18 protein-coding genes are annotated in these 17,425 nt (G+C 71.6%); 12 read left to right on the top strand and 6 right to left on the bottom strand.

What is annotated here, in order from left to right; translation table 11 throughout:
• Nucleotide 1 precedes the first annotated feature (1 nt).
• Together AB0J39_RS11960 and AB0J39_RS11965 are read right to left on the bottom strand one after the other, a co-directional pair.
• Complete coding sequence (locus AB0J39_RS11960; RefSeq protein ID WP_363463517.1) at nucleotides 2-1,171, bottom strand: fused response regulator/phosphatase; 1,170 nt, start codon at nucleotides 1,169-1,171, stop codon at nucleotides 2-4.
• 69 nt (nucleotides 1,172-1,240) lie between these two features.
• Entirely contained in the window at nucleotides 1,241-2,167 is a 927-nt protein-coding gene (locus AB0J39_RS11965) for a LysR substrate-binding domain-containing protein (RefSeq protein WP_363463518.1), read from the bottom strand.
• A 236-nt stretch (nucleotides 2,168-2,403) separates the two neighbouring features.
• Here AB0J39_RS11965 and AB0J39_RS11970 point away from each other — a divergent pair, with 236 nt between their 5' ends.
• The 5 genes from AB0J39_RS11970 to AB0J39_RS11990 all read left to right on the top strand — a co-directional run bounded on the left by AB0J39_RS11970 (nucleotide 2,404) and on the right by AB0J39_RS11990 (nucleotide 6,950).
• Nucleotides 2,404-3,168: a succinate dehydrogenase cytochrome b subunit gene (locus tag AB0J39_RS11970; RefSeq protein WP_363463519.1), complete on the top strand. Its 765-nt coding sequence runs from the start codon at nucleotides 2,404-2,406 to the stop codon at nucleotides 3,166-3,168.
• A 53-nt stretch (nucleotides 3,169-3,221) separates the two neighbouring features.
• Nucleotides 3,222-5,144 carry a fumarate reductase/succinate dehydrogenase flavoprotein subunit gene (locus tag AB0J39_RS11975; protein ID WP_363463546.1) on the top strand — a complete coding sequence of 641 codons (1,923 nt, stop codon included), beginning with the start codon at nucleotides 3,222-3,224 and terminating at the stop codon, nucleotides 5,142-5,144.
• A complete protein-coding gene (locus AB0J39_RS11980; protein ID WP_363463520.1) occupies nucleotides 5,141-5,881 on the top strand; it encodes a succinate dehydrogenase/fumarate reductase iron-sulfur subunit in 741 nt (246 codons plus the stop codon). The genes AB0J39_RS11975 and AB0J39_RS11980 overlap by 4 nt, the downstream gene beginning before the upstream one ends.
• Nucleotides 5,882-6,016: 135 nt before the next feature.
• Nucleotides 6,017-6,463 (top strand): STAS domain-containing protein, encoded by a 447-nt coding sequence (locus AB0J39_RS11985; RefSeq protein WP_363463522.1) that lies wholly within the window; start codon nucleotides 6,017-6,019, stop codon nucleotides 6,461-6,463.
• A 136-nt stretch (nucleotides 6,464-6,599) separates the two neighbouring features.
• Nucleotides 6,600-6,950 (top strand): STAS domain-containing protein, encoded by a 351-nt coding sequence (locus tag AB0J39_RS11990; RefSeq protein WP_363463524.1) that lies wholly within the window; start codon nucleotides 6,600-6,602, stop codon nucleotides 6,948-6,950.
• A gap of 9 nt (nucleotides 6,951-6,959) precedes the next feature.
• Here the strand turns inward: AB0J39_RS11990 and AB0J39_RS11995 are convergent, their stop codons facing one another.
• A complete protein-coding gene (locus tag AB0J39_RS11995) occupies nucleotides 6,960-7,517 on the bottom strand; it encodes a Clp protease N-terminal domain-containing protein (protein ID WP_363463526.1) in 558 nt (185 codons plus the stop codon).
• Nucleotides 7,518-7,751, bottom strand: a complete 234-nt coding sequence (locus tag AB0J39_RS12000) for an RNA polymerase subunit sigma-70 (RefSeq protein ID WP_079316659.1) — start codon at nucleotides 7,749-7,751, stop codon at nucleotides 7,518-7,520. It lies immediately after the preceding gene.
• 111 nt (nucleotides 7,752-7,862) lie between these two features.
• Here AB0J39_RS12000 and AB0J39_RS12005 point away from each other — a divergent pair, with 111 nt between their 5' ends.
• Together AB0J39_RS12005 and AB0J39_RS12010 are read left to right on the top strand one after the other, a co-directional pair.
• Nucleotides 7,863-9,557, top strand: a complete 1,695-nt coding sequence (locus AB0J39_RS12005) for an ABC transporter ATP-binding protein (RefSeq protein WP_363463527.1) — start codon at nucleotides 7,863-7,865, stop codon at nucleotides 9,555-9,557.
• 2 nt (nucleotides 9,558-9,559) lie between these two features.
• On the top strand, nucleotides 9,560-11,308 hold the full coding sequence (locus AB0J39_RS12010) for an ABC transporter ATP-binding protein (protein ID WP_363463529.1): 1,749 nt from the start codon (nucleotides 9,560-9,562) through the stop codon (nucleotides 11,306-11,308).
• A 1-nt stretch (nucleotide 11,309) separates the two neighbouring features.
• Here the strand turns inward: AB0J39_RS12010 and AB0J39_RS12015 are convergent, their stop codons facing one another.
• Entirely contained in the window at nucleotides 11,310-13,358 is a 2,049-nt protein-coding gene (locus tag AB0J39_RS12015; protein ID WP_363463530.1) for a DPP IV N-terminal domain-containing protein, read from the bottom strand.
• Between the two features lie 42 nt (nucleotides 13,359-13,400).
• Here AB0J39_RS12015 and mshB point away from each other — a divergent pair, with 42 nt between their 5' ends.
• The 5 genes from mshB to rraA all read left to right on the top strand — a co-directional run bounded on the left by mshB (nucleotide 13,401) and on the right by rraA (nucleotide 16,938).
• Nucleotides 13,401-14,306, top strand: coding sequence for an N-acetyl-1-D-myo-inositol-2-amino-2-deoxy-alpha-D-glucopyranoside deacetylase (gene mshB, locus AB0J39_RS12020; protein ID WP_363463532.1), 906 nt, complete (start codon nucleotides 13,401-13,403; stop codon nucleotides 14,304-14,306).
• 46 nt (nucleotides 14,307-14,352) lie between these two features.
• A complete protein-coding gene (locus AB0J39_RS12025; RefSeq protein WP_363463534.1) occupies nucleotides 14,353-14,787 on the top strand; it encodes a DUF6113 family protein in 435 nt (144 codons plus the stop codon).
• 37 nt (nucleotides 14,788-14,824) lie between these two features.
• Nucleotides 14,825-15,250, top strand: coding sequence for a hypothetical protein (locus AB0J39_RS12030; protein WP_363463536.1), 426 nt, complete (start codon nucleotides 14,825-14,827; stop codon nucleotides 15,248-15,250).
• A 200-nt stretch (nucleotides 15,251-15,450) separates the two neighbouring features.
• Nucleotides 15,451-16,386 (top strand): MBL fold metallo-hydrolase, encoded by a 936-nt coding sequence (locus tag AB0J39_RS12035; RefSeq protein WP_363463538.1) that lies wholly within the window; start codon nucleotides 15,451-15,453, stop codon nucleotides 16,384-16,386.
• 69 nt (nucleotides 16,387-16,455) lie between these two features.
• Nucleotides 16,456-16,938: a ribonuclease E activity regulator RraA gene (rraA, locus tag AB0J39_RS12040; RefSeq protein WP_363463540.1), complete on the top strand. Its 483-nt coding sequence runs from the start codon at nucleotides 16,456-16,458 to the stop codon at nucleotides 16,936-16,938.
• Between the two features lie 265 nt (nucleotides 16,939-17,203).
• On the opposite strand, the gene AB0J39_RS12045 is transcribed toward rraA, so the two are convergent.
• On the bottom strand, nucleotides 17,204-17,425 hold a 222-nt coding region (locus AB0J39_RS12045; RefSeq protein WP_363463542.1), incomplete at its 5' end, for an HNH endonuclease signature motif containing protein.

Genomic DNA, 17,425 nt, shown 5'->3' on the forward strand with positions numbered 1-17,425 from the left:
CTCAGGCCTCCCGGACGCGCTGCTCGGGGTGGCCGCGGGCCACGAGCACGGCGGCGACGTCGTCGTGCATGGCGCCGTCGAGGCTGGCGATGATGCGGTCGAGGTCGATGCCGTCCTGGGCGCGGATCAGGTTCGCGAGCCCCTCGGTGCCGAGCAGGTCGCGGTTCTCGCCCACCGTGGCCTCGATAAGGCCGTCGGTGTAGAGCAGCAGCGACCACCTGTCGCCCAGCGTGATGTCGATGGGCGACCACTGGATGTCCGGGAAGATCCCCAGCGGCGGGCCGGACGGCGTCTCGGTGACCACGCCGAGCACGCCGTCGCGCAGCAGCAGCGGCGGCGGGTGGCCGATCACGTGCAAACGGGCGGTGGTCAGGTCGGGGGCGATGGTCGCGCTGCACATCGTGGTGAAGATCTCCGGTGACTTGCGTTCGTGCCGCAGCAGCGTGTCGAGCGTGCGCAACACGTCGTTGCCGGTCTGCCCGGCCAGCACCAGCGTGCGCCAGGCGATGCGCAGCGCCGTGCCGAGCGCGGCCTCGTCGGGCCCGTGCCCGCACACGTCGCCGATCAGCACGTGGACCGCGCCGTCGGGCGTCTGCACGGTGTCCCAGAAGTCGCCCGCGAGCAGCCCGCCCGTACGTCCGGGAAGGTAGCGGGCCTGGTGGTGCAGGAGCATGGGGTCGAGCAGGGGGACGGGCAGCAGGCCGCGTTCGAGCCGGGAGTTCTCCTTGCTGACGATGCGTTCCTGCAGGAGCTCGCGCATGGCGAGGTCGGCGCGCTTGCGCTCGATCGCGTACCGGATGGCGCGGATCAGCAGCCGGGCGTCGACGTCCTGCTTGACCAGGAAGTCCTGCGCCCCGGCCGCGACCGCCTCGATGCCGACGTGCGAGTCCCCGAGTCCGGTGAGGACGAGCACCGCCGTGTCCGTGGCCGTGGCGAGGATCTGCTGAAGAGCCTCCAGCCCCGACGCGTCGGGAAGGGAGAGGTCGACGAGCACGCACTGCACGTCGTCGGTGAGCCGCGCCCGCCCCTCGGCGAGCGTCCGCGCCCAGGTGATCTTCGGCGGCCTCTCGGCGCCCGCCAGCAACTCCTCGACGAGAAACGCGTCGCCGGCGTCGTCCTCGATCAGCAGGAGGGTGAGCGGATCGGGCAGATCAGATGAGACGGGGGTCACGAACGCCTCTCGTCAGCGTCGGGATCATCGTGGGCACAAACCTATCGTCTGGGGGCGGCCCGATAGGGCTCACACATCAACGAGCGCCTCTATTCCCTGAGGAAGCGTGCCGTCACGCGCCGCCTCGCCGAGGAACGACAACAGCGTCCCACGGAAGGCCTGCGCCGCCCGGGTCGGCTCCACGTCCTTGCGGTGGGCGAGGGCGACCGTACGGCGCAGCCCGGGCAGCAGCGGCGTGCCCGTCAGCCTCGGCCGGTTCTCCAGCACCATCGAGGGCACGACCGCGATTCCCAGCCCCGCCTCGACGAACCGCAGCACCGCGTCCATCTCCCCGCCCTCCACCGCGAAGCGCGGCTCGAAGCCCGCCTGACGGCAGGCCGCCAGCGTCGCCTCCCGCACGTCGTAGCCGCGGCGGAACATGACCATGGGCCGTCCGCGCAGGTCCTCGATCCGCATGTACGACCTGCGCCCCCGGGCCGACGTGGAGGCCACGACGAGGTTCTCGCTCAGGATCTCCTGGGTCACCAGGGACGGGTCGCTGCTCTGCAGCGGGAGGATGATCAACGCCAGGTCGAGCTGGCCCCGGGCGAGATCGCGGACGAGGTCGCGGGACCCGCCCTCCTCCACCCGCAGCTCCACCCCCGGGTAGTCGTGGTGGAAGCGGGCCAGCGCGTCGGCCAGCAGCCCGGCGCACAGCGACGGGGTCGCCCCGAGGCGCACCCGCCCCCGCCGCAGCCCCGCCAGCTCGGCGACCTCGCGCCGGGCGGTCTCGGCGTCGGCGAGCATGCGACGGGCGAGCGGGAGCAGCGCCTCACCCGCGGGGGTCAGCGTGACGTTGCCCCGCGCCCGGCTGAACAGGGGCGCTCCCAACTCGGTCTCCAGGCTCTTGATCTGCTTGCTCAGCGACGGCTGCGCGACCCGCATCCGCTCCGCGGCCTGCGTGAAGTGCCGCGTCTCGGCCACGGCCATGAAGTAGGCCAGTTGCTGGAGCTGCACAGCTCAATAGCCTAGGGCTATCGCCGGAACCGGCTCGATGCGGGTCCCGTGCGGGGAACGGGTGTGAATTTCGTCGCACACCTTGTGACTTTCGACTCTGGGAAACCGTGCGGGACAGAGCGCATAGCCGGCGGCTATCGAAACCAGACCTGTCATGACTTGGACGCTCGAAAAAGGCGAACCTAGCGTCTATTCACGTGACTGCGACTGTTGACCACTCCGTGGACCCTGCTTCTGTGGACAGGGGTTCGGCGACCGCGCCGGTTCCCGCGCACGAGGCACCTCGCAAGCCCGCCGGGGCCGCGCCGCGTACGCCTGACCGTCGCGGCCTGCTCGGCACCTCGGCCGGCAGGAAGGCCGTCATGGCCGTCACGGGGGCCGTTCTCGTGCTCTTCCTGATCGCCCACATGCTGGGCAATCTCAAGATTTTCCTGGGTGCGGACTCCTTCAACCACTATGCCGAATGGTTGCGCACGGTGGGCGCGCCCGCGTTGCCGAACCGGACGATCTTGACGATCACCGAGATCGTGCTCGCGCTCTGCGTCGTGCTGCACATGTGGGCGGCCGTGTCGCTCGCCCGCCGGGCGGCCAAGGCGCGGCCCGTCAAGTACGCGGCCAAGCGGAAGTCGCAGGCCAAGGGGTACGCCACGCAAACCATGCGGTACGGCGGCGTGATCATCCTGCTGTTCGTGATCTGGCACCTGCTCGACATGACCTTCGGCACGGTCAACCCCAAGGGCGGCGACGCCACGCCGTTCGACCGGATGATCGCCGGCTTCCAGCCCGAGCGCTGGTGGGTGACGGTGTTCTACCTGGTCGCCATGGTGATGATCGGTCTCCACCTGCGCCACGGCCTGTGGAGCGCGTTCCAGTCGCTCGGCCTGACCCGCCGCCCCCGCTCTCGCGGCGCGCTGCAGACGGGCGCCGCCGCGGTCTCCGCGGTGCTGGTGCTCGGATTCGTCGCCGCGCCCATCTGCATCATGATCGGAGTGGTCAAGTGAAGTTCCGCCGCCGCCCCCAGCAGCAGCAGGAGGAGCGCGTGAGCCTCCCCGGGATGTACCGGGTGGGCGAGCCCATCCGGGACACCAAGGCGCCGGAGGGTCCGATCGAGGACCGCTGGGACAAGCGTCGTTTCCAGGCCAAGCTGGTCAACCCGGTCAACAAGCGCAAGCTGACCGTCATCGTCGTCGGCACCGGTCTGGCCGGCGGCTCCGCCGCGGCCACGCTCGGCGAGCTCGGCTACAAGGTCAAGTCGTTCTGCTACCAGGACTCGCCCCGCCGGGCCCACTCGATCGCCGCGCAGGGCGGCATCAACGCCGCCAAGAACTACCGCGGCGACGGCGACAGCGTCTATCGGCTGTTCTACGACACCGTGAAGGGCGGCGACTACCGCGCCCGCGAGTCGAACGTGTACCGCCTCGCCCAGGTCAGCGTGAACATCATCGACCAGGCGGTGGCGCAGGGCGTGCCGTTCGCCCGCGAGTACGGCGGCCTGCTCGACACCCGCTCCTTCGGCGGCACCCAGGTGTCGCGGACCTTCTACGCCCGCGGCCAGACAGGCCAGCAGCTCCTGCTCGGCGCGTACCAGGCTCTGGAGCGGCAGGTCGCGGCGGGGAAGGTGGAGGTCCACACCCGTCACGAGATGCTCGAACTCATCGTCAGCGGCGGCCGGGCCCGGGGCATCGTGGTCCGCGACATGGTCACCGGGGAGATCGAGACCCACCTCGCGGACGCCGTCGTGCTCGCCAGCGGCGGCTACGGCAACGTGTTCTTCCTGTCGACGAACGCCAAGGGCTGCAACACCACGGCCATCTGGCGGGCGCACAAGAAGGGCGCCTACTTCGGCAACCCCTGCTACACGCAGATCCACCCGACCTGCATCCCGCAGAGCGGCGACCACCAGTCGAAGCTGACGCTGATGTCGGAGTCGCTGCGTAACGACGGCCGCGTCTGGGTGCCCAAGCGCAAGGGCGACGACCGCGCGCCCGGCGCCATTCCCGAGGACGAGCGCGACTACTACCTGGAGCGCATCTACCCGGCGTTCGGCAACCTCGTCCCGCGTGACATCGCCAGCCGCGCCGCCAAGAACGTCTGCGACGAGGGCCGCGGCGTCGGCCCCGGCGGCCTCGGCGTCTACCTCGACTTCGCCGACGCCATCCGCCGGCTGGGCCGCGACGCGGTCGAGAAGAAGTACGGCAACCTCTTCGAGATGTACGAGCGCATCACCGGCGAGAACCCGTACGAGGTGCCGATGCGCATCTACCCGGCCGTCCACTACACGATGGGCGGCCTGTGGGTGGACTACGACCTGCAGTCGACGATCCCCGGGCTGTTCGTGATCGGCGAGGCCAACTTCTCCGACCACGGCGCCAACCGCCTGGGCGCCTCGGCGCTCATGCAGGGCCTGGCGGACGGCTACTTCGTGCTGCCGACGACGATCGGCGACTACCTCGCCGGAGCCGGCTCGTTCGGGCCGGTCGAGGAGGGCGACGTCGCGGAGGCCAGGAAGGCGGTCCAGGACAAGATCGACAGGCTCCTGTCCGTGAACGGCGACCGCACCGCGGACTCCTACCACCGCGAGCTCGGCCGGATCATGTGGGACTACTGCGGCATGGAGCGCACCGAGGAGTCGCTGCGCAAGGCGCTGGAGCGCATCCCCGAGCTGCGCGAGGAGTTCTGGAACAACGTCAAGGTGCCGGGCGACGCCGAGGGACTGAACCAGGCGCTCGAACGCGCCGGCCGGGTGGCCGACTTCTTCGAGCTCGCCGAGCTGATGTGCATCGACGCGCTGCACCGTACGGAGTCGTGCGGCGGTCACTTCAGGGCCGAGTCGCAGGACGCGGACGGCGAGGCGCTGCGCGACGACGAGAACTTCGCCTACGTCGCGGCGTGGGAGTGGACCCCGGACGGCCCGGTCCTGCACAAGGAAGAGCTCGACTACGAGTACGTCAAGATGACCCAGCGGAGCTACAAGTGAACCTGACCCTCAAGATCTGGCGGCAGAACGGCGCGTCGGACAAGGGACGGATGGTGACCTACCGGGTCGAAGACGTCTCGCCGGACATGTCGTTCCTGGAAATGCTCGACGTGCTGAACGAGCGGCTGATCCTGGAGGGCGACGACCCTGTCGCCTTCGACCACGACTGCCGCGAGGGCATCTGCGGCATGTGCGGCATGGTCATCAACGGTGTCGCGCACGGCGAGCAGAAGCTCACCACGACCTGCCAGCTGCACATGCGGCACTTCAAGGACGGCGACGTCGTCACCATCGAGCCGTGGCGGTCCGCGGCGTTCCCGGTGATCAAGGACCTCGTGGTGAACAGGTCGGCGTTCGACCGGATCATCCAGGCGGGCGGCTTCATCTCCGTCCCCGCGGGGTCCGCCCCCGAGGCGCACTCCGTCCCGGTGCCGAAGGCGGACGCCGACGCCGCCTTCGACGCCGCGACCTGCATCGGCTGCGGCGCGTGCGTCGCGGCCTGCCCCAACGGCTCGGCCTCGCTGTTCACCGCGGCGAAGATCACCCACCTGGGCCTGCTGCCGCAGGGCCAGCCGGAGCGCGAGTCCCGCGCCCGGGCGATGGTCGAGCAGATGGACGCCGAGGGCTTCGGCGGCTGCACCAACACCGGCGAGTGCACGGCGGTGTGCCCCAAGGGCATCCCGTTCGACACGATCGCCCAGATGAACGCCGACTACCTCAAGGCCGCCTCCAAGTAGTGCGACCGTGTACAGCGAAGGCGTGAGCCGCACGGCTCACGCCTTCCCTGCGACTAATCCCCCCGCCTCCCGGGTAACGTGTCCTTTGTGTTGGCGTAACACGCCTGCCGTGACCCCGCAGGCGAGGGAGTGAGCATGTCTGTGTCCGGTCCACGTTCCACTGTGAAGGTCGCGTCCGCGGTCCACGGCGCGGCCGTCGTCGTGCGTGTGGAAGGGGATCTCGACGCCGGCACCGTCCACCTCCTCCGCGACGAGTTGCGCCGGGTCTGGGAGTCGCCCGAGACGTCCGTCCTCGTGCTCGACGTCGCCGAGGTCATGTTCTGCGACTCGCGTGGGCTGAGCGAGCTGATCTCCGCGTTGCAGCGCGGTCAGGCGCTGAACGTCCGGCTGATCCTGGCCGGAGTGCAGGGCGTGCTGCGCCGGGTGCTGACGATCACCGGGCTGCGCAACGTGTTCGAGCAGCATGAGACCGTCGCGGAGGCGCTCAGCCAGGCCGCGGACGCCGGTCCGCGCCGCCCTCGGGACGAGGGCGACTCGGGCGCAGGCTCGGGCGGAGTGTACGAAACCGCCGGCGACCGCTGAGCCGCGCCGGATCGCACCATCTGTCCTCCGCGAAGGTGAAGCCCGATTGCTTGCCTCCCCCTGCCTGCCGGGGTAATTAGAGGTGTAACTTCTCTGTAGATCTTCCGGGTGAAGATCTTCGGACCGAGGACAGGTAATGACGACGAGACTTGGCGTCACGGTGAGCCATGAGGCGACGCACGTTCTCGTCACATTGACCGGCGAACTGGACGTGATCTCCAGCGAGCGGCTGCGCACCGTGTTCGGCAAGTTGTCGGACGAGGGCAACACCCGGCTGGTCGTGGACACGTCCGAGCTGACCTTCTGCGACTCCATGGGCCTGCGGCTGCTGCTGGAGGCGCACGATCGCGCGGTCGAGGCGGGCGGCTTCATGAAGCTCGCCGGCGTCCGGGGCGTCTTCCGGAGAATCCTCACGGTGACCGGGCTGCACGCCGCGTTCCCCATCTACGAGACTCTCCCGGACGCCCTGGCGGCGCTGGACGGCTGACGCCGCTCGTCACAGGCCGCTCCTGACCTCCGTGCGGAGCGCGGGCAGGTCGACCCCGGCGTCCGTCAGGATGCGGACGCCCAGGCCCTCGCCCTCCCGGATGATGCCGAGGAGGATGTGCCCGTCGCGGATCTCCTTGCTTTTGAGCGCGATGGCCTCGCGCAGCGCGAGTTCGAGCGTCTTCTTGGCCCGCGGGCCGAACGGGGCCCGGCGCCCGCTGAGGAGCGCGCCCCGGCGGTCGCGACGCGGCTCCCGGTCGAGGGCCCCGACGCCGAAGACCTCCTCGACTCTCTCCCGGACGGCCGACAGGTCGATGCCGATCGACTCCAGGGCCTCGGCGTCGATGTCCCCGCCCGTGGCCTCGCCGAGGATCCGGACCACCTCGGCCCGCACCCGATCACGGGTGATCCCGCGGGCCGTGAGGAGCCGGGCGGACAACGTCTCCGGGCGGCTCAGCAGGCCGAGCAGCAGGTGCTCGGTGCCCACCTGCCTGTGCCGGAGCTCTCTGGCCTGCTCGTTGGCGTGTATGACGACCTGCCGCGCGTCGTCGGTGAATCTCTCCAGCATCTACTTCTCCCGTCTCAGCAGTCCTCGCCCGCCCGCGTACTTCTTGTGCACCGCCTGCCGGGAGACCCCGAGCAGGAGCGCGATGTCCTGCCAGGACCACCCCGCGGTGCGGGCGTTCTCCACCTGCAGCGCTTCGAGCCGTTCCACCAGGAGCCGCAGGGCCCGTACGGCCCGCAGACCGACGGCCGGATCGCGGCTGCCGGCGTCGCTCGCCAGCTGTGCCGTATCGCTCATGCCGTCAACATAAGTTGACACACGGGTCTTTGTCAACCTTGGTTGACGCGTTGATGGTGCAGGCAAAACGATTTGCCCGCCGACCTGCGTGTTTGCGAGCCTGGAACGACCATGCGCTCTCTTCCTGTGGCCGATCCCGGCACTCCCGACGCCCGCGGGCCGCTCCGCTACCTGTGGTGGGTGGCGCGCGCCCAGGCCGCCACGCTGCTGGCCGGAGTCGGCCTGGCGGTGCTGTGGTGGCTGGGACAGGCACTCGTGCCGGCGGCCCTGGGCAAGGCGATCGACGCGATGGCCCAGCGGGACGCGGGCACGCTGGTGAAGTGGTCGGCGGTGGTGCTCGGCCTCGGCGTGGTCCAGGCGGTCTCCGGCGTCCTGCGCCACCGTTTCGCCGTCATCACCTGGCTGTCGGCGGCCTATCGCACGGTGCAGGTCACCGTGCGGCAGGTGGCCAGGCTCGGGGCGACCCTGCCGAAGCGACTGTCGACGGGCGAGGTCGTCAGCGTGGGCAACTCGGACATCGCGCACATCGGCAACGCGATGGACATCCTCCTGCGGGGCGCCGGCGCGGTCGTCGCGGTCGTCGCGGTGACCGTGATCCTCATCACCACCTCGGTCCCGCTCGGTCTTGTCGTGCTGATCGGAGTGCCGCTGATGGCGGCCGCGGTGGGGCCCCTGCTCAAGCCCCTGCACCGGCGCCAGCACGAGCAACGCGACCTGCAGGGCGACCTGGCCACCCGGGCGGCCGACATCGTGGCCGGCCTGCGGGTGCTGCGGGGCGTCGGCGGCGAGCAGGTCTTCGCCGCCCGTTACCGCGAGGAGTCGCAGCGCGTACGGCGGGCGGGCGTGCGGGTGGCCTCGGTGGAGTCCCTGCTGGAGGGCGCCCAGGTCCTGCTGCCCGGCGTGCTGATCGCGTGCGTGACCTGGCTCGGCGCGCACTTCGCGCTGGAGGGCCGCATCACTCCCGGCCAGCTCGTCGCGTTCTACGGCTACGCGGTCTTCCTGATCGCGCCGTTGCGCACGCTGACCGAGGCCGCCGACAAGCTGACCAAGGGGCACGTGGCGGCGCGCCGCGTCTGCCGGATCCTGTCCCTGGAGCCCGAGATCGCGGGCGGCGACGGCCGCTTCTTCACCGGTGCGGGCACGCTCCGCGACGGCGGGTCGGGCGCCGAGGTCCGGCCCGGCCGGCTCACCGCACTCGCGGCGGCCGCGCCGGAGGACGCCATCGCCGTCGCCGACCGCCTGGGCGGGTTCGCCCCCGGCGACGTCACGCTCGGCGGCGGCCCGCTCGCGGAGCTGCCGCTCGCCGAGGTCAGGCGGCACGTCCTGGTGGCCGACAACGGCGCGCGGCTGTTCAGCGGACGGCTGCGCGACGAGCTGGACGTGCGGGGCACGGCCGGCGACGAGGAGGTCCGCCAGGCGCTTCACGCCGCCTGCGCCGAGGACATCGTGGCGGCGCTGCCCGAGGGCCTGGACGCGCACGTGGCCGAGTCGGGCCGGGAGTTCTCCGGCGGCCAGCAGCAACGGCTGCGGCTGGCCCGGGCACTGCTCGCCGACCCGGAGATCCTCATCCTGGTCGAGCCCACCAGTGCCGTGGACGCGCACACGGAGGCGCGCGTCGCCGAACGGCTGGGCAAGGCGCGGGCGGGCCGCACGACCCTGGTCTGCACGACCAGCCCGCTCGTGCTCGACCGGGCCGACCACGTGCTGTACGTCGAGGGCGGCGTGGTGCGGGCCGAAGGCACCCACCGGGCGCTGCTCGACGGCGAGCCGGGTTACCGCGTGACCGTCACCAGAGGGGAAGACTGAGCATGGCCCGCGAGATCCTGCCGGTCGCCGACCGGGCGCAGGTGCGCGCCTACGCGCGGCGGCTGACGCTGAAGTATCCGCGCGAGCTCGCCCTGGCTCTGACCCTGCACGCCCTCGCGGCGGTCGCCGGCCTGTTCGCGCCCCGCATGCTCGGCGAGCTGGTGCAGGGCCTGGCCGAGGGCCGGGCCGACCTGCGCGTGGACGCCGTCGCCCTGGCCATCGCCGGCTTCGTGGTCGCGCAGGGGGTGCTGGTCAGGTTCGCGGTGTACGCGTCGTCGCGCCTGGGCGAGAAGGTGCTGGCCGAGCTGCGCGAGGAGTTCGTCGACCGGGTGCTCGCGCTGCCGCTCTCGACGGTCGAGCGGGCCGGTTCCGGCGACCTCATCACCCGCACCTCCAGGGACGTGGACGCGTTGTCCCGCAGCGTGCGCCACGCCGTGCCGGAGACGCTGATCGCGGTCGTGACCGGCGCCTTCGTCGTGGGCGCCGTCATCCTCGTCGGCCCGGTCATGGCGGTCCCGTCGCTCGTCGCCGTGCCGCTGCTGTGGGGCGCCACCCGCTGGTACCTCAACCGGGCCAGGGACGGCTACCTGCGGGAGAACGCGGCGTACGCCGACATGACCGAAGGGCTGGCGGAGACCGTCGAGGGCGCGCGCACCATCGAGGCGCTGGGCCTGGAAAGCCGCCGCCGGGCCCGTACGGACCGGGACATCGCCCGGTCGTTCGCGGCCGAGCGGTACACCCTGGGCCTGCGCATGGTGTGGTTCCCGGCGGTCGAGTTCGGCTACGTGATCCCGGTCGTGGCGACCCTGTTCCTCGGCGGGCTGTTCTCCATCGAGGGCTGGGTGACGGTGGCCCAGGTGACGACGGCCACGCTCTACGTCCAGCAGCTCATCGACCCGCTCGACCGGCTGCTGTCATGGGTGGACGAGCTCCAGGTCGGCGGGGCCTCGATGGCCCGCCTGCTGGGCGTGGCCAACGTCCGCGACGACCGTAACGCGGGCGACGCCCGGCCGGTGGGGGAGGAGCTGAAGGTCAGCGGCGTGCGCTACGCCTACCGCGCGGGCCACGACGTGCTGCACGGCATCGACCTCGACGTACGCCCGGGAGAACGGCTGGCGATGGTCGGGCCGTCAGGGGCGGGCAAGTCGACGCTGGGCCGCCTCATCGCCGGGGTGCACGCGCCGGGGAGCGGGTCGGTCACGGTCGGCGGGGTGCCGCTGGTCGAGCTGCCGCTCGACGAGCTGCGCGGGCACGTCGCCCTGGTCACCCAGGAGCACCACGTCTTCCGCGGCACGCTGCGCGACAACCTCCTCATCGCACGGCCGGACGCCTCCGACGCGCAGGTGCGCCGGTCGCTGGAGGCCGTGGAAGCCTGGGACTGGGTGGCCGCCCTCGACGGCGCCCTGGACACCGTCGTCGGCTCCGGCGGCACGGCGATCTCCCCGGCCCAGGCGCAGCAGCTCGCGCTCGCCCGGCTGGTGCTGGCCGACCCGCACACGCTCGTGCTGGACGAGGCCACGTCCCTGATCGACCCGCGGGCCGCCCGCAACCTGGAGCGGTCGCTCGCGGCCGTGCTGGAGGGCCGTACCGTGATCGCCATCGCGCACCGGCTGTACACGGCGCACGACGCCGACCGGGTGGCCGTGGTGGAGGACGGCCGGATCAGCGAGCTGGGCTCGCACGACGAGCTGGTGGCGGCGGGCGGCGCCTATGCCGCGCTGTGGGACAGCTGGCACGGCACCGCCCGGTAGTTCACCCGGTGATGTTCAGCGACTTCTTGAGGAAGTCGAGCTGCAGGAGCAGCAGGTTCTCGGCGACGACCTCCTGCGGCGTCATGTGGGTGACGCCCGACAGGGGGAGGACGGTGTGCGGCCGGCCGGCCGCGAGCAGGGCAGACGACAGCCGCAGCGTGTGCGCGGCGACCACGTTGTCGTCCGCCAGGCCATGGATCAGCAGCAGCGGGCGCTCCAGCTTCTCGGCATCACCGAGGAGGGACGACCTCTCGTAGTGCCCCTCGTCCGGGTGGCCGAGGTAGCGCTCGGTGTAGCAGGTGTCGTACAGCCGCCAGTCGGTGACCGGCGCCCCCGCGACGGCGGCGTGGAACACGTCCGGGCGGCGCAGCACCGCGAGCGCGGCCAGATAACCGCCGAACGACCAGCCGCGGATCGCCACCCGCGACAGGTCGAGGTCGCCGGGGTGCAGGGCCGCCACGCCCTGCAGGGCGTCCACCTGGTCCTGCAGGGAGATCGTGAAGTCGTGCAGCATCTCACGCTCGAAGGCCGGGCCGCGCCCGGGGGTGCCGCGCCCATCGGCCACCACGACCGCGAAGCCCTGCTCGGCCCACCACTGGGACTCCAGGAACACCCGCCGGGCCGACAGCACCCGCTGACCGTGCGGCCCGCCGTACGGGTCCATCAGAACGGGCAGCGGGCCGGAGCCGGGCACGTGCCACGAGGGCAGCAGGACCGCCGTGGACAGCTCGCGCGAGCCCGCGCGGACGAGCGACACGCGCGGCTCCAGCCCGGGGCGCTCGGCGAGGGACTTGACGGACACCGAACCGATGGTCACCGTCGTGCCCTCGGTGTCGAGGCTCTGCCGGGCCACGAGCGTCACGCCGCCCGCGCGGCGGCCGGAGTGGACGCCCGGCTCGGTGGTCACCGGGCTGATGGTGCCCGCCGAGTACGTCCACAGGTGGACCTCGCTGGGGTCGCCGTTCGCGGAGAAGAGCACGGTGTCGCCGTCGACGTCGAGCACCGCCCGGACCTGCAGCGACGGCGGGGTGACCGGCTTGTCGCCGACCACGAGGCGGTGACCGCCGTCGGAGTCGGCGACCCAGACGAGGGTGCCGTCCGACAGGCGGGCCGGGACACCGGTGACGATGTCCACCCAGGCGGGGTCGGTGTCCTCGCGCAGGAGCGCCGTCTCACCTGTGCCGGGGTCGACGGACAGCAGGCGCATGGTCCGCTGGTCGCGTGAGAGCGTCACGATCGCGAGACCGTGGGCGTCCCAGGCCGCCGTCACCAGGTACTCCTGCTCGAACGGCACCGCCGTACGCGCGCCGTCCAGCCCGATGACGTGCAGCGTGACCTCGGCGTTGGCCGTGCCGGCGGCGGGATAGCGCTGCGGGACGGGCTGACGGCCGGGGTTGGCCGGGTCGGCGATGTGCCACAGGGCCACCGGCGACTCGTCCACGCGGGACACCAGCAGCCGGTCCCCGGACGGCGACCACCAGTAGCCGCGCATCCGATCCATCTCCTCGGCCGCGACGAACTCCGCGAGGCCGTAGGTGACCAGGTCGCCCTCCGGCTCGGCGAGCGCCGTGTCGGCTCCGGTAGCGATTTCCAGCACGTGCAGGGCGCCGCCCGTGACGTACGCGACCCGCGCGCCGGTGGCGTCGAGCCGGGGGTCGATGACCGGCCCGGCCGCCGGGAGCCGCCGCGACTCGCCGGAGGCGAGGTCGGTCAGGTAGAGGTCGCCCGACAGCGCGAAGACGGCCTGCCGGACCTCCCGGTCCGTGGCGTACCCCACCACGCCGCCCGCCGACTCACGCGACCGCTCGCGGCGGGCGCGCTCCTCCGGCGGCAGGTCCTCGTCCGCGGCGCCGAGGGCGAGGGGGTCGACGACGAGCCGCTCGGCTCCGGACGCGACGTCCAGCTCCCACAGGCAGGTGACCGGATCGGTGCCCGACCTCGTCCTGAGGAAGATCACCCGACCGCCGTCAGGGGAGATCGTGAAGTTGCGCGGCACCCCGAGGGTGAAGCGCCGGGTCCTGGCATGCAACCGTGGGAAGCTCTCCGTCATAGCTCCTCATACTGCCAGCACAAGGGCACTACCCTCGGAGGCATGACTGACCGTCGCTTGCTGCTCGTGCACGCCCACCCCGACGACGAGACGATCGGCACCGGGGCGACCATGGCCAAGTACGCCGCCGAGGGCGCGCACGTGACGCTCGTGACCTGCACCCTGGGGGAGGAGGGCGAGGTCATCCCCGCGGAGCTCGCCCATCACGCGGCCGACAGGGACGACACCCTCGGCCAGTACCGCGTCGGCGAGCTGGCCTCCGCGTGCAAGGCGCTCGGCGTCACCGACCACCGGTTCCTGGGCGGGGCCGGCCGCTGGCGCGACTCGGGCATGATGGGCGCGGCGACCAACGACCGTCCCGGCTGCTTCTGGCAGGCCGACCTCGACGAGGCGGCCGGCGAGCTGGTCACGGTGATCCGCGAGGTCAGGCCCCAGGTCCTCGTCACCTACGACGAGAACGGCTTCTACGGCCATCCCGACCACATCCAGGCGCACCGCGTCGCCTGGCGGGCCTTCGAGCTGGCCGCGGACCCCGCGTTCCCCGGGGGGGAGCCGTGGCGGATCGCCAAGTTCTACCTCACCGCCATGCCGAAGTCGGTGCTGCTGCGGACTATGGAGACCATGCGCGAGGCCGCCGTCGACTTCTGGGTGCCGGAGTCCGCCGACGACATGCCGGGATGCGCGGACGAGGACGTCACGACGGAGATCGACGCGCGGCCGTACGTGGAGGCCAAGCTCGACGCGATGCGGGCGCACGCGACGCAGATCGCCGTGGACGCGCCGTGGTTCGCGCTGTCCAACAACGTCGGCCAGCAGGCCCTCGGGGTCGAGCACTTCATCCTGCGCGCGGGGGTTCCCGGCCGGCCCGGCATCGGCGCTCCGCCCGAGGTCGGCGGCCTCGGCGAGCCGTACAACCGGGAGACCGACCTGTTCGCCGGCATCGGCTGAGTCGCCGCCTGAGATGTCGGCTGAGTTGTCGGCTAAGTTGGGCGGTATGACCCAGGAGGCGCAGTTCGGCGCCGAACCCACCGAGGACACCCCCGGCCTGCTGGCCGGGGTCGTGACCGGCGCGGCGTACGGCGTGCTCTTCCTGCTGGGCGTGGTGCTCGGCGTCGTCGGCGGCTTCCAGCACGCGTGGTACGTCGGGCAGGTGCCGGTCGCCGCGATCGCCTGGCTGGCGGTGCTGTTCGCCGTGCCGTACGCCATGGGCAGGCTGATGGGCGGCAAGCTGGCCGCGCTCGTCCCCGCCGTCGGCTGGCTCCTCGTGTCGTTCGTGCTGGCCACGCCGCAGCCGGCGGGAGACCTCGCCGTCGCGGGCAACTCGGCCGGCTACTGGTACCTGTACGGCGGGGCCGTCGCGGTCGCGGCGGCCGTTGTCGTCACCCGCTCCACCGGTTCGTGGCTGCTCAAGTCGTACGGCCGCGCGTGAGCTTGTTCAGGTGGGACCGGTCGCCGATGCTGGGGACATGCGACGGTCGCACCGGGTCCGGCAGGTCATCAACTACGTCAACCTCTCCACGCCTCTCGGGCTGCTGATCGCGCGGATCGGCGGAGCCCGCACCCGCAGAGGGGAGCGCGGCCTCGTCTACGCCCACGGCTACCGCATCCCCTTTCCCGTCGCGGGGGCGTTCACCGTGGGCAACGTGATCCTCACCAAGCACGCGGAGGGTTATCTCACCGGCTGCCTGCTCGACCACGAGTCCCGTCACGCCACCCAGTACGCGTTCTGCGTCGGCCTGCCCATGCTCGTGCTGTACGTGCTCGCCTCGGCCGTCTCGTACGCCGTCTGCGGCCACCCGGCCTCGTGGAACCTCTTCGAGCGGATGGCCGGTCTCGACGACGGCGGTTATCCCCGGGTGCGTCCACGGTGGAGGAGATCGCGTTCCGTCTGAGGGCGGAGGCGACGTGCGCGGAATCGGCCGGTCGTAGGAGGAATATTTCCGGTCCTGTGGGGATCATGGAGAGCGGAAGGGAGTTCCCCATGTCGCAAACGATCCAACCGGAAAGCCCTGAGGTCCCCGTTTCTTCGGTTTCTCCCGTTTCTCCCGTTCCCTCCGTTCCGGTAGCGCCGCCGGCGCCGACCGTGCCGACCGTGCCGACGGGACCCCGCCGGTGGCCGTCCAGCTTCGCCGACAGGCTGACCGCCCCTCTCCCGGACTTCCGCGAGGTCACGAGCGTCATGTGGCACGGGCAACTGCGGCCCGACATCGGCGACAGCGACCAGATTCCCGTCCACCGCGTCGGCCTGCCCCGCGCCGCCGCGACCGAGACCGTGGTGACCTGGGTCGGCCACGCGACGTTCGTCCTCCAGATCGGCGAGCTGACCGTGCTGACCGACCCGGTGTGGTCCCGCAAGATCCCCGGCGTGCGCCAGCGGCTGACCCCTCCCGGCGTCGCCTGGTCCGACCTGCCCAAGGTCGACGCGATCGTGATCAGTCACAACCACTACGACCATCTGGACGCGCCGACGATCCGCCGCCTGCCGAGGGACACGGCGGTCTTCGTGCCGGCCAGGCTCGCTGGATGGTTCCGGCGGCGCGGCTTCCGCGACGTGACCGAACTGGACTGGTGGGAGTCGGCCCGCCTCGGCGACGTGACGTTCGACTTCGTCCCGGCCCACCACTGGAGCCGCCGCACGCTGTGGGACACCTGCCGCACCCTGTGGGGCGGATGGGTGCTCACCTCCCGCGATCAGCGGATCTACTTCGCCGGCGACACGGCCTACGGGGAGCGGTTCGCCCAGATCGGCGAGCGTTACCCGGGCATCGACCTCGCCCTCATGCCGGTCGGGGCCTACGAGCCGCGCTGGTTCATGAAGGTCTCGCACGTCGATCCCGCCCAGGCCGTGCAGGGGTGCCTCGACGTGGGCGCGCGGCGGATGGCCACCATGCACTGGGGCACGTTCGTGCTGTCGGGCGAGCCGCTGCTGGAACCCGTACGCGAGGCTCGCGCCGTGTGGGAGTCCCGCGGCCTCGACCCCGCCGACCTGTGGGACCTCGCCGTCGGCGAGAGCCGTACGCTCTCCTGACGGGCTGGCGCTCCGGGCGGGGCGGCGGGGCGGCGGGGCCATGCCGGGCGGCCCTGACAGAATGCCGGCATGAGCTTCGCGACCGCCGATCTCTACGACGCCCACGGCGACGCGCTGCGCAGTTGCGTCACCCAGTTCCGCTCGTACGGCGCCCGCACGCGGTTCTTCGGACAGATCTCGACGGTCCGATGCCTGGAGGACAACGCGCTCGTCAAGCAGGTGCTCGCGACGCCGGGCGGAGGGCGCGTGCTGGTGGTCGACGGCGGGGCTTCGCTGCGTACCGCGCTGCTCGGCGACATGATCGCGGCCTCGGCCGTGAAGAACGGCTGGGCCGCCGTAGTGATCAACGGCGCCGTCCGGGACACGGCCGCCCTTGCCGGGCTCGACCTCGGCCTCAAGGCGCTCGGCTCCAACCCCCGCAGAAGCGCCAAGACCGGCCTCGGAGAGGTCGACGTCCCGGTGACCTTCGGGGACGTGACCTTCGCTCCGGGGGAGTGGCTCTACAGCGACGAGGACGGCATCCTCGTCAGCGACCACCGCCTCGACACCTGATCGTGGGCTGTCCACGCGTCTCCGCCGAGTGGTGACTGCCGGGAGCCTCTGAGCGGGGGCGTCACCGTCACGGTGCTTGACCGGGTTCAGGCCGTGCCATGAGGCTTGGCCGCGGTAGTCACTGCCGCGGTGCTTGGCCAAGTCGGTCACTGCGCCGGAAGGAACCTCCGGTCCTCGCGAAGTCCGCTTCGCTGGACCTTCGCTGCGGTCCTCGCTCCCTTCCGCTCCGCTCCCTCCAGCCCCGATCAAGCCAGCCCGCTCAATATCAGACCCGCAGCGGCCGGGCCCCCTCCTGGCGGTGGTAGGTGAAGGCCCAGCGGTCTGTGCCGGCCTTGCGGCGGGTGTAGTGGTCGGGGTGTTGGTAGCGGTCGCGGTTGTGGAACTGGCAGGCGGGGCCGAGGAGTTTGAGGTCGGTCAGGCCGCCGGTGCTCCAGTTGTCGGCGTGGTCGATCTGGCATTTGGTGGCGGGCAGGGGGCAGCCGTCGAT

Origin of the sequence: Microbispora sp. NPDC049633, from assembly GCF_040675265.1 — a bacterium.
GTDB lineage: Bacteria > Actinomycetota > Actinomycetes > Streptosporangiales > Streptosporangiaceae > Microbispora > Microbispora maris.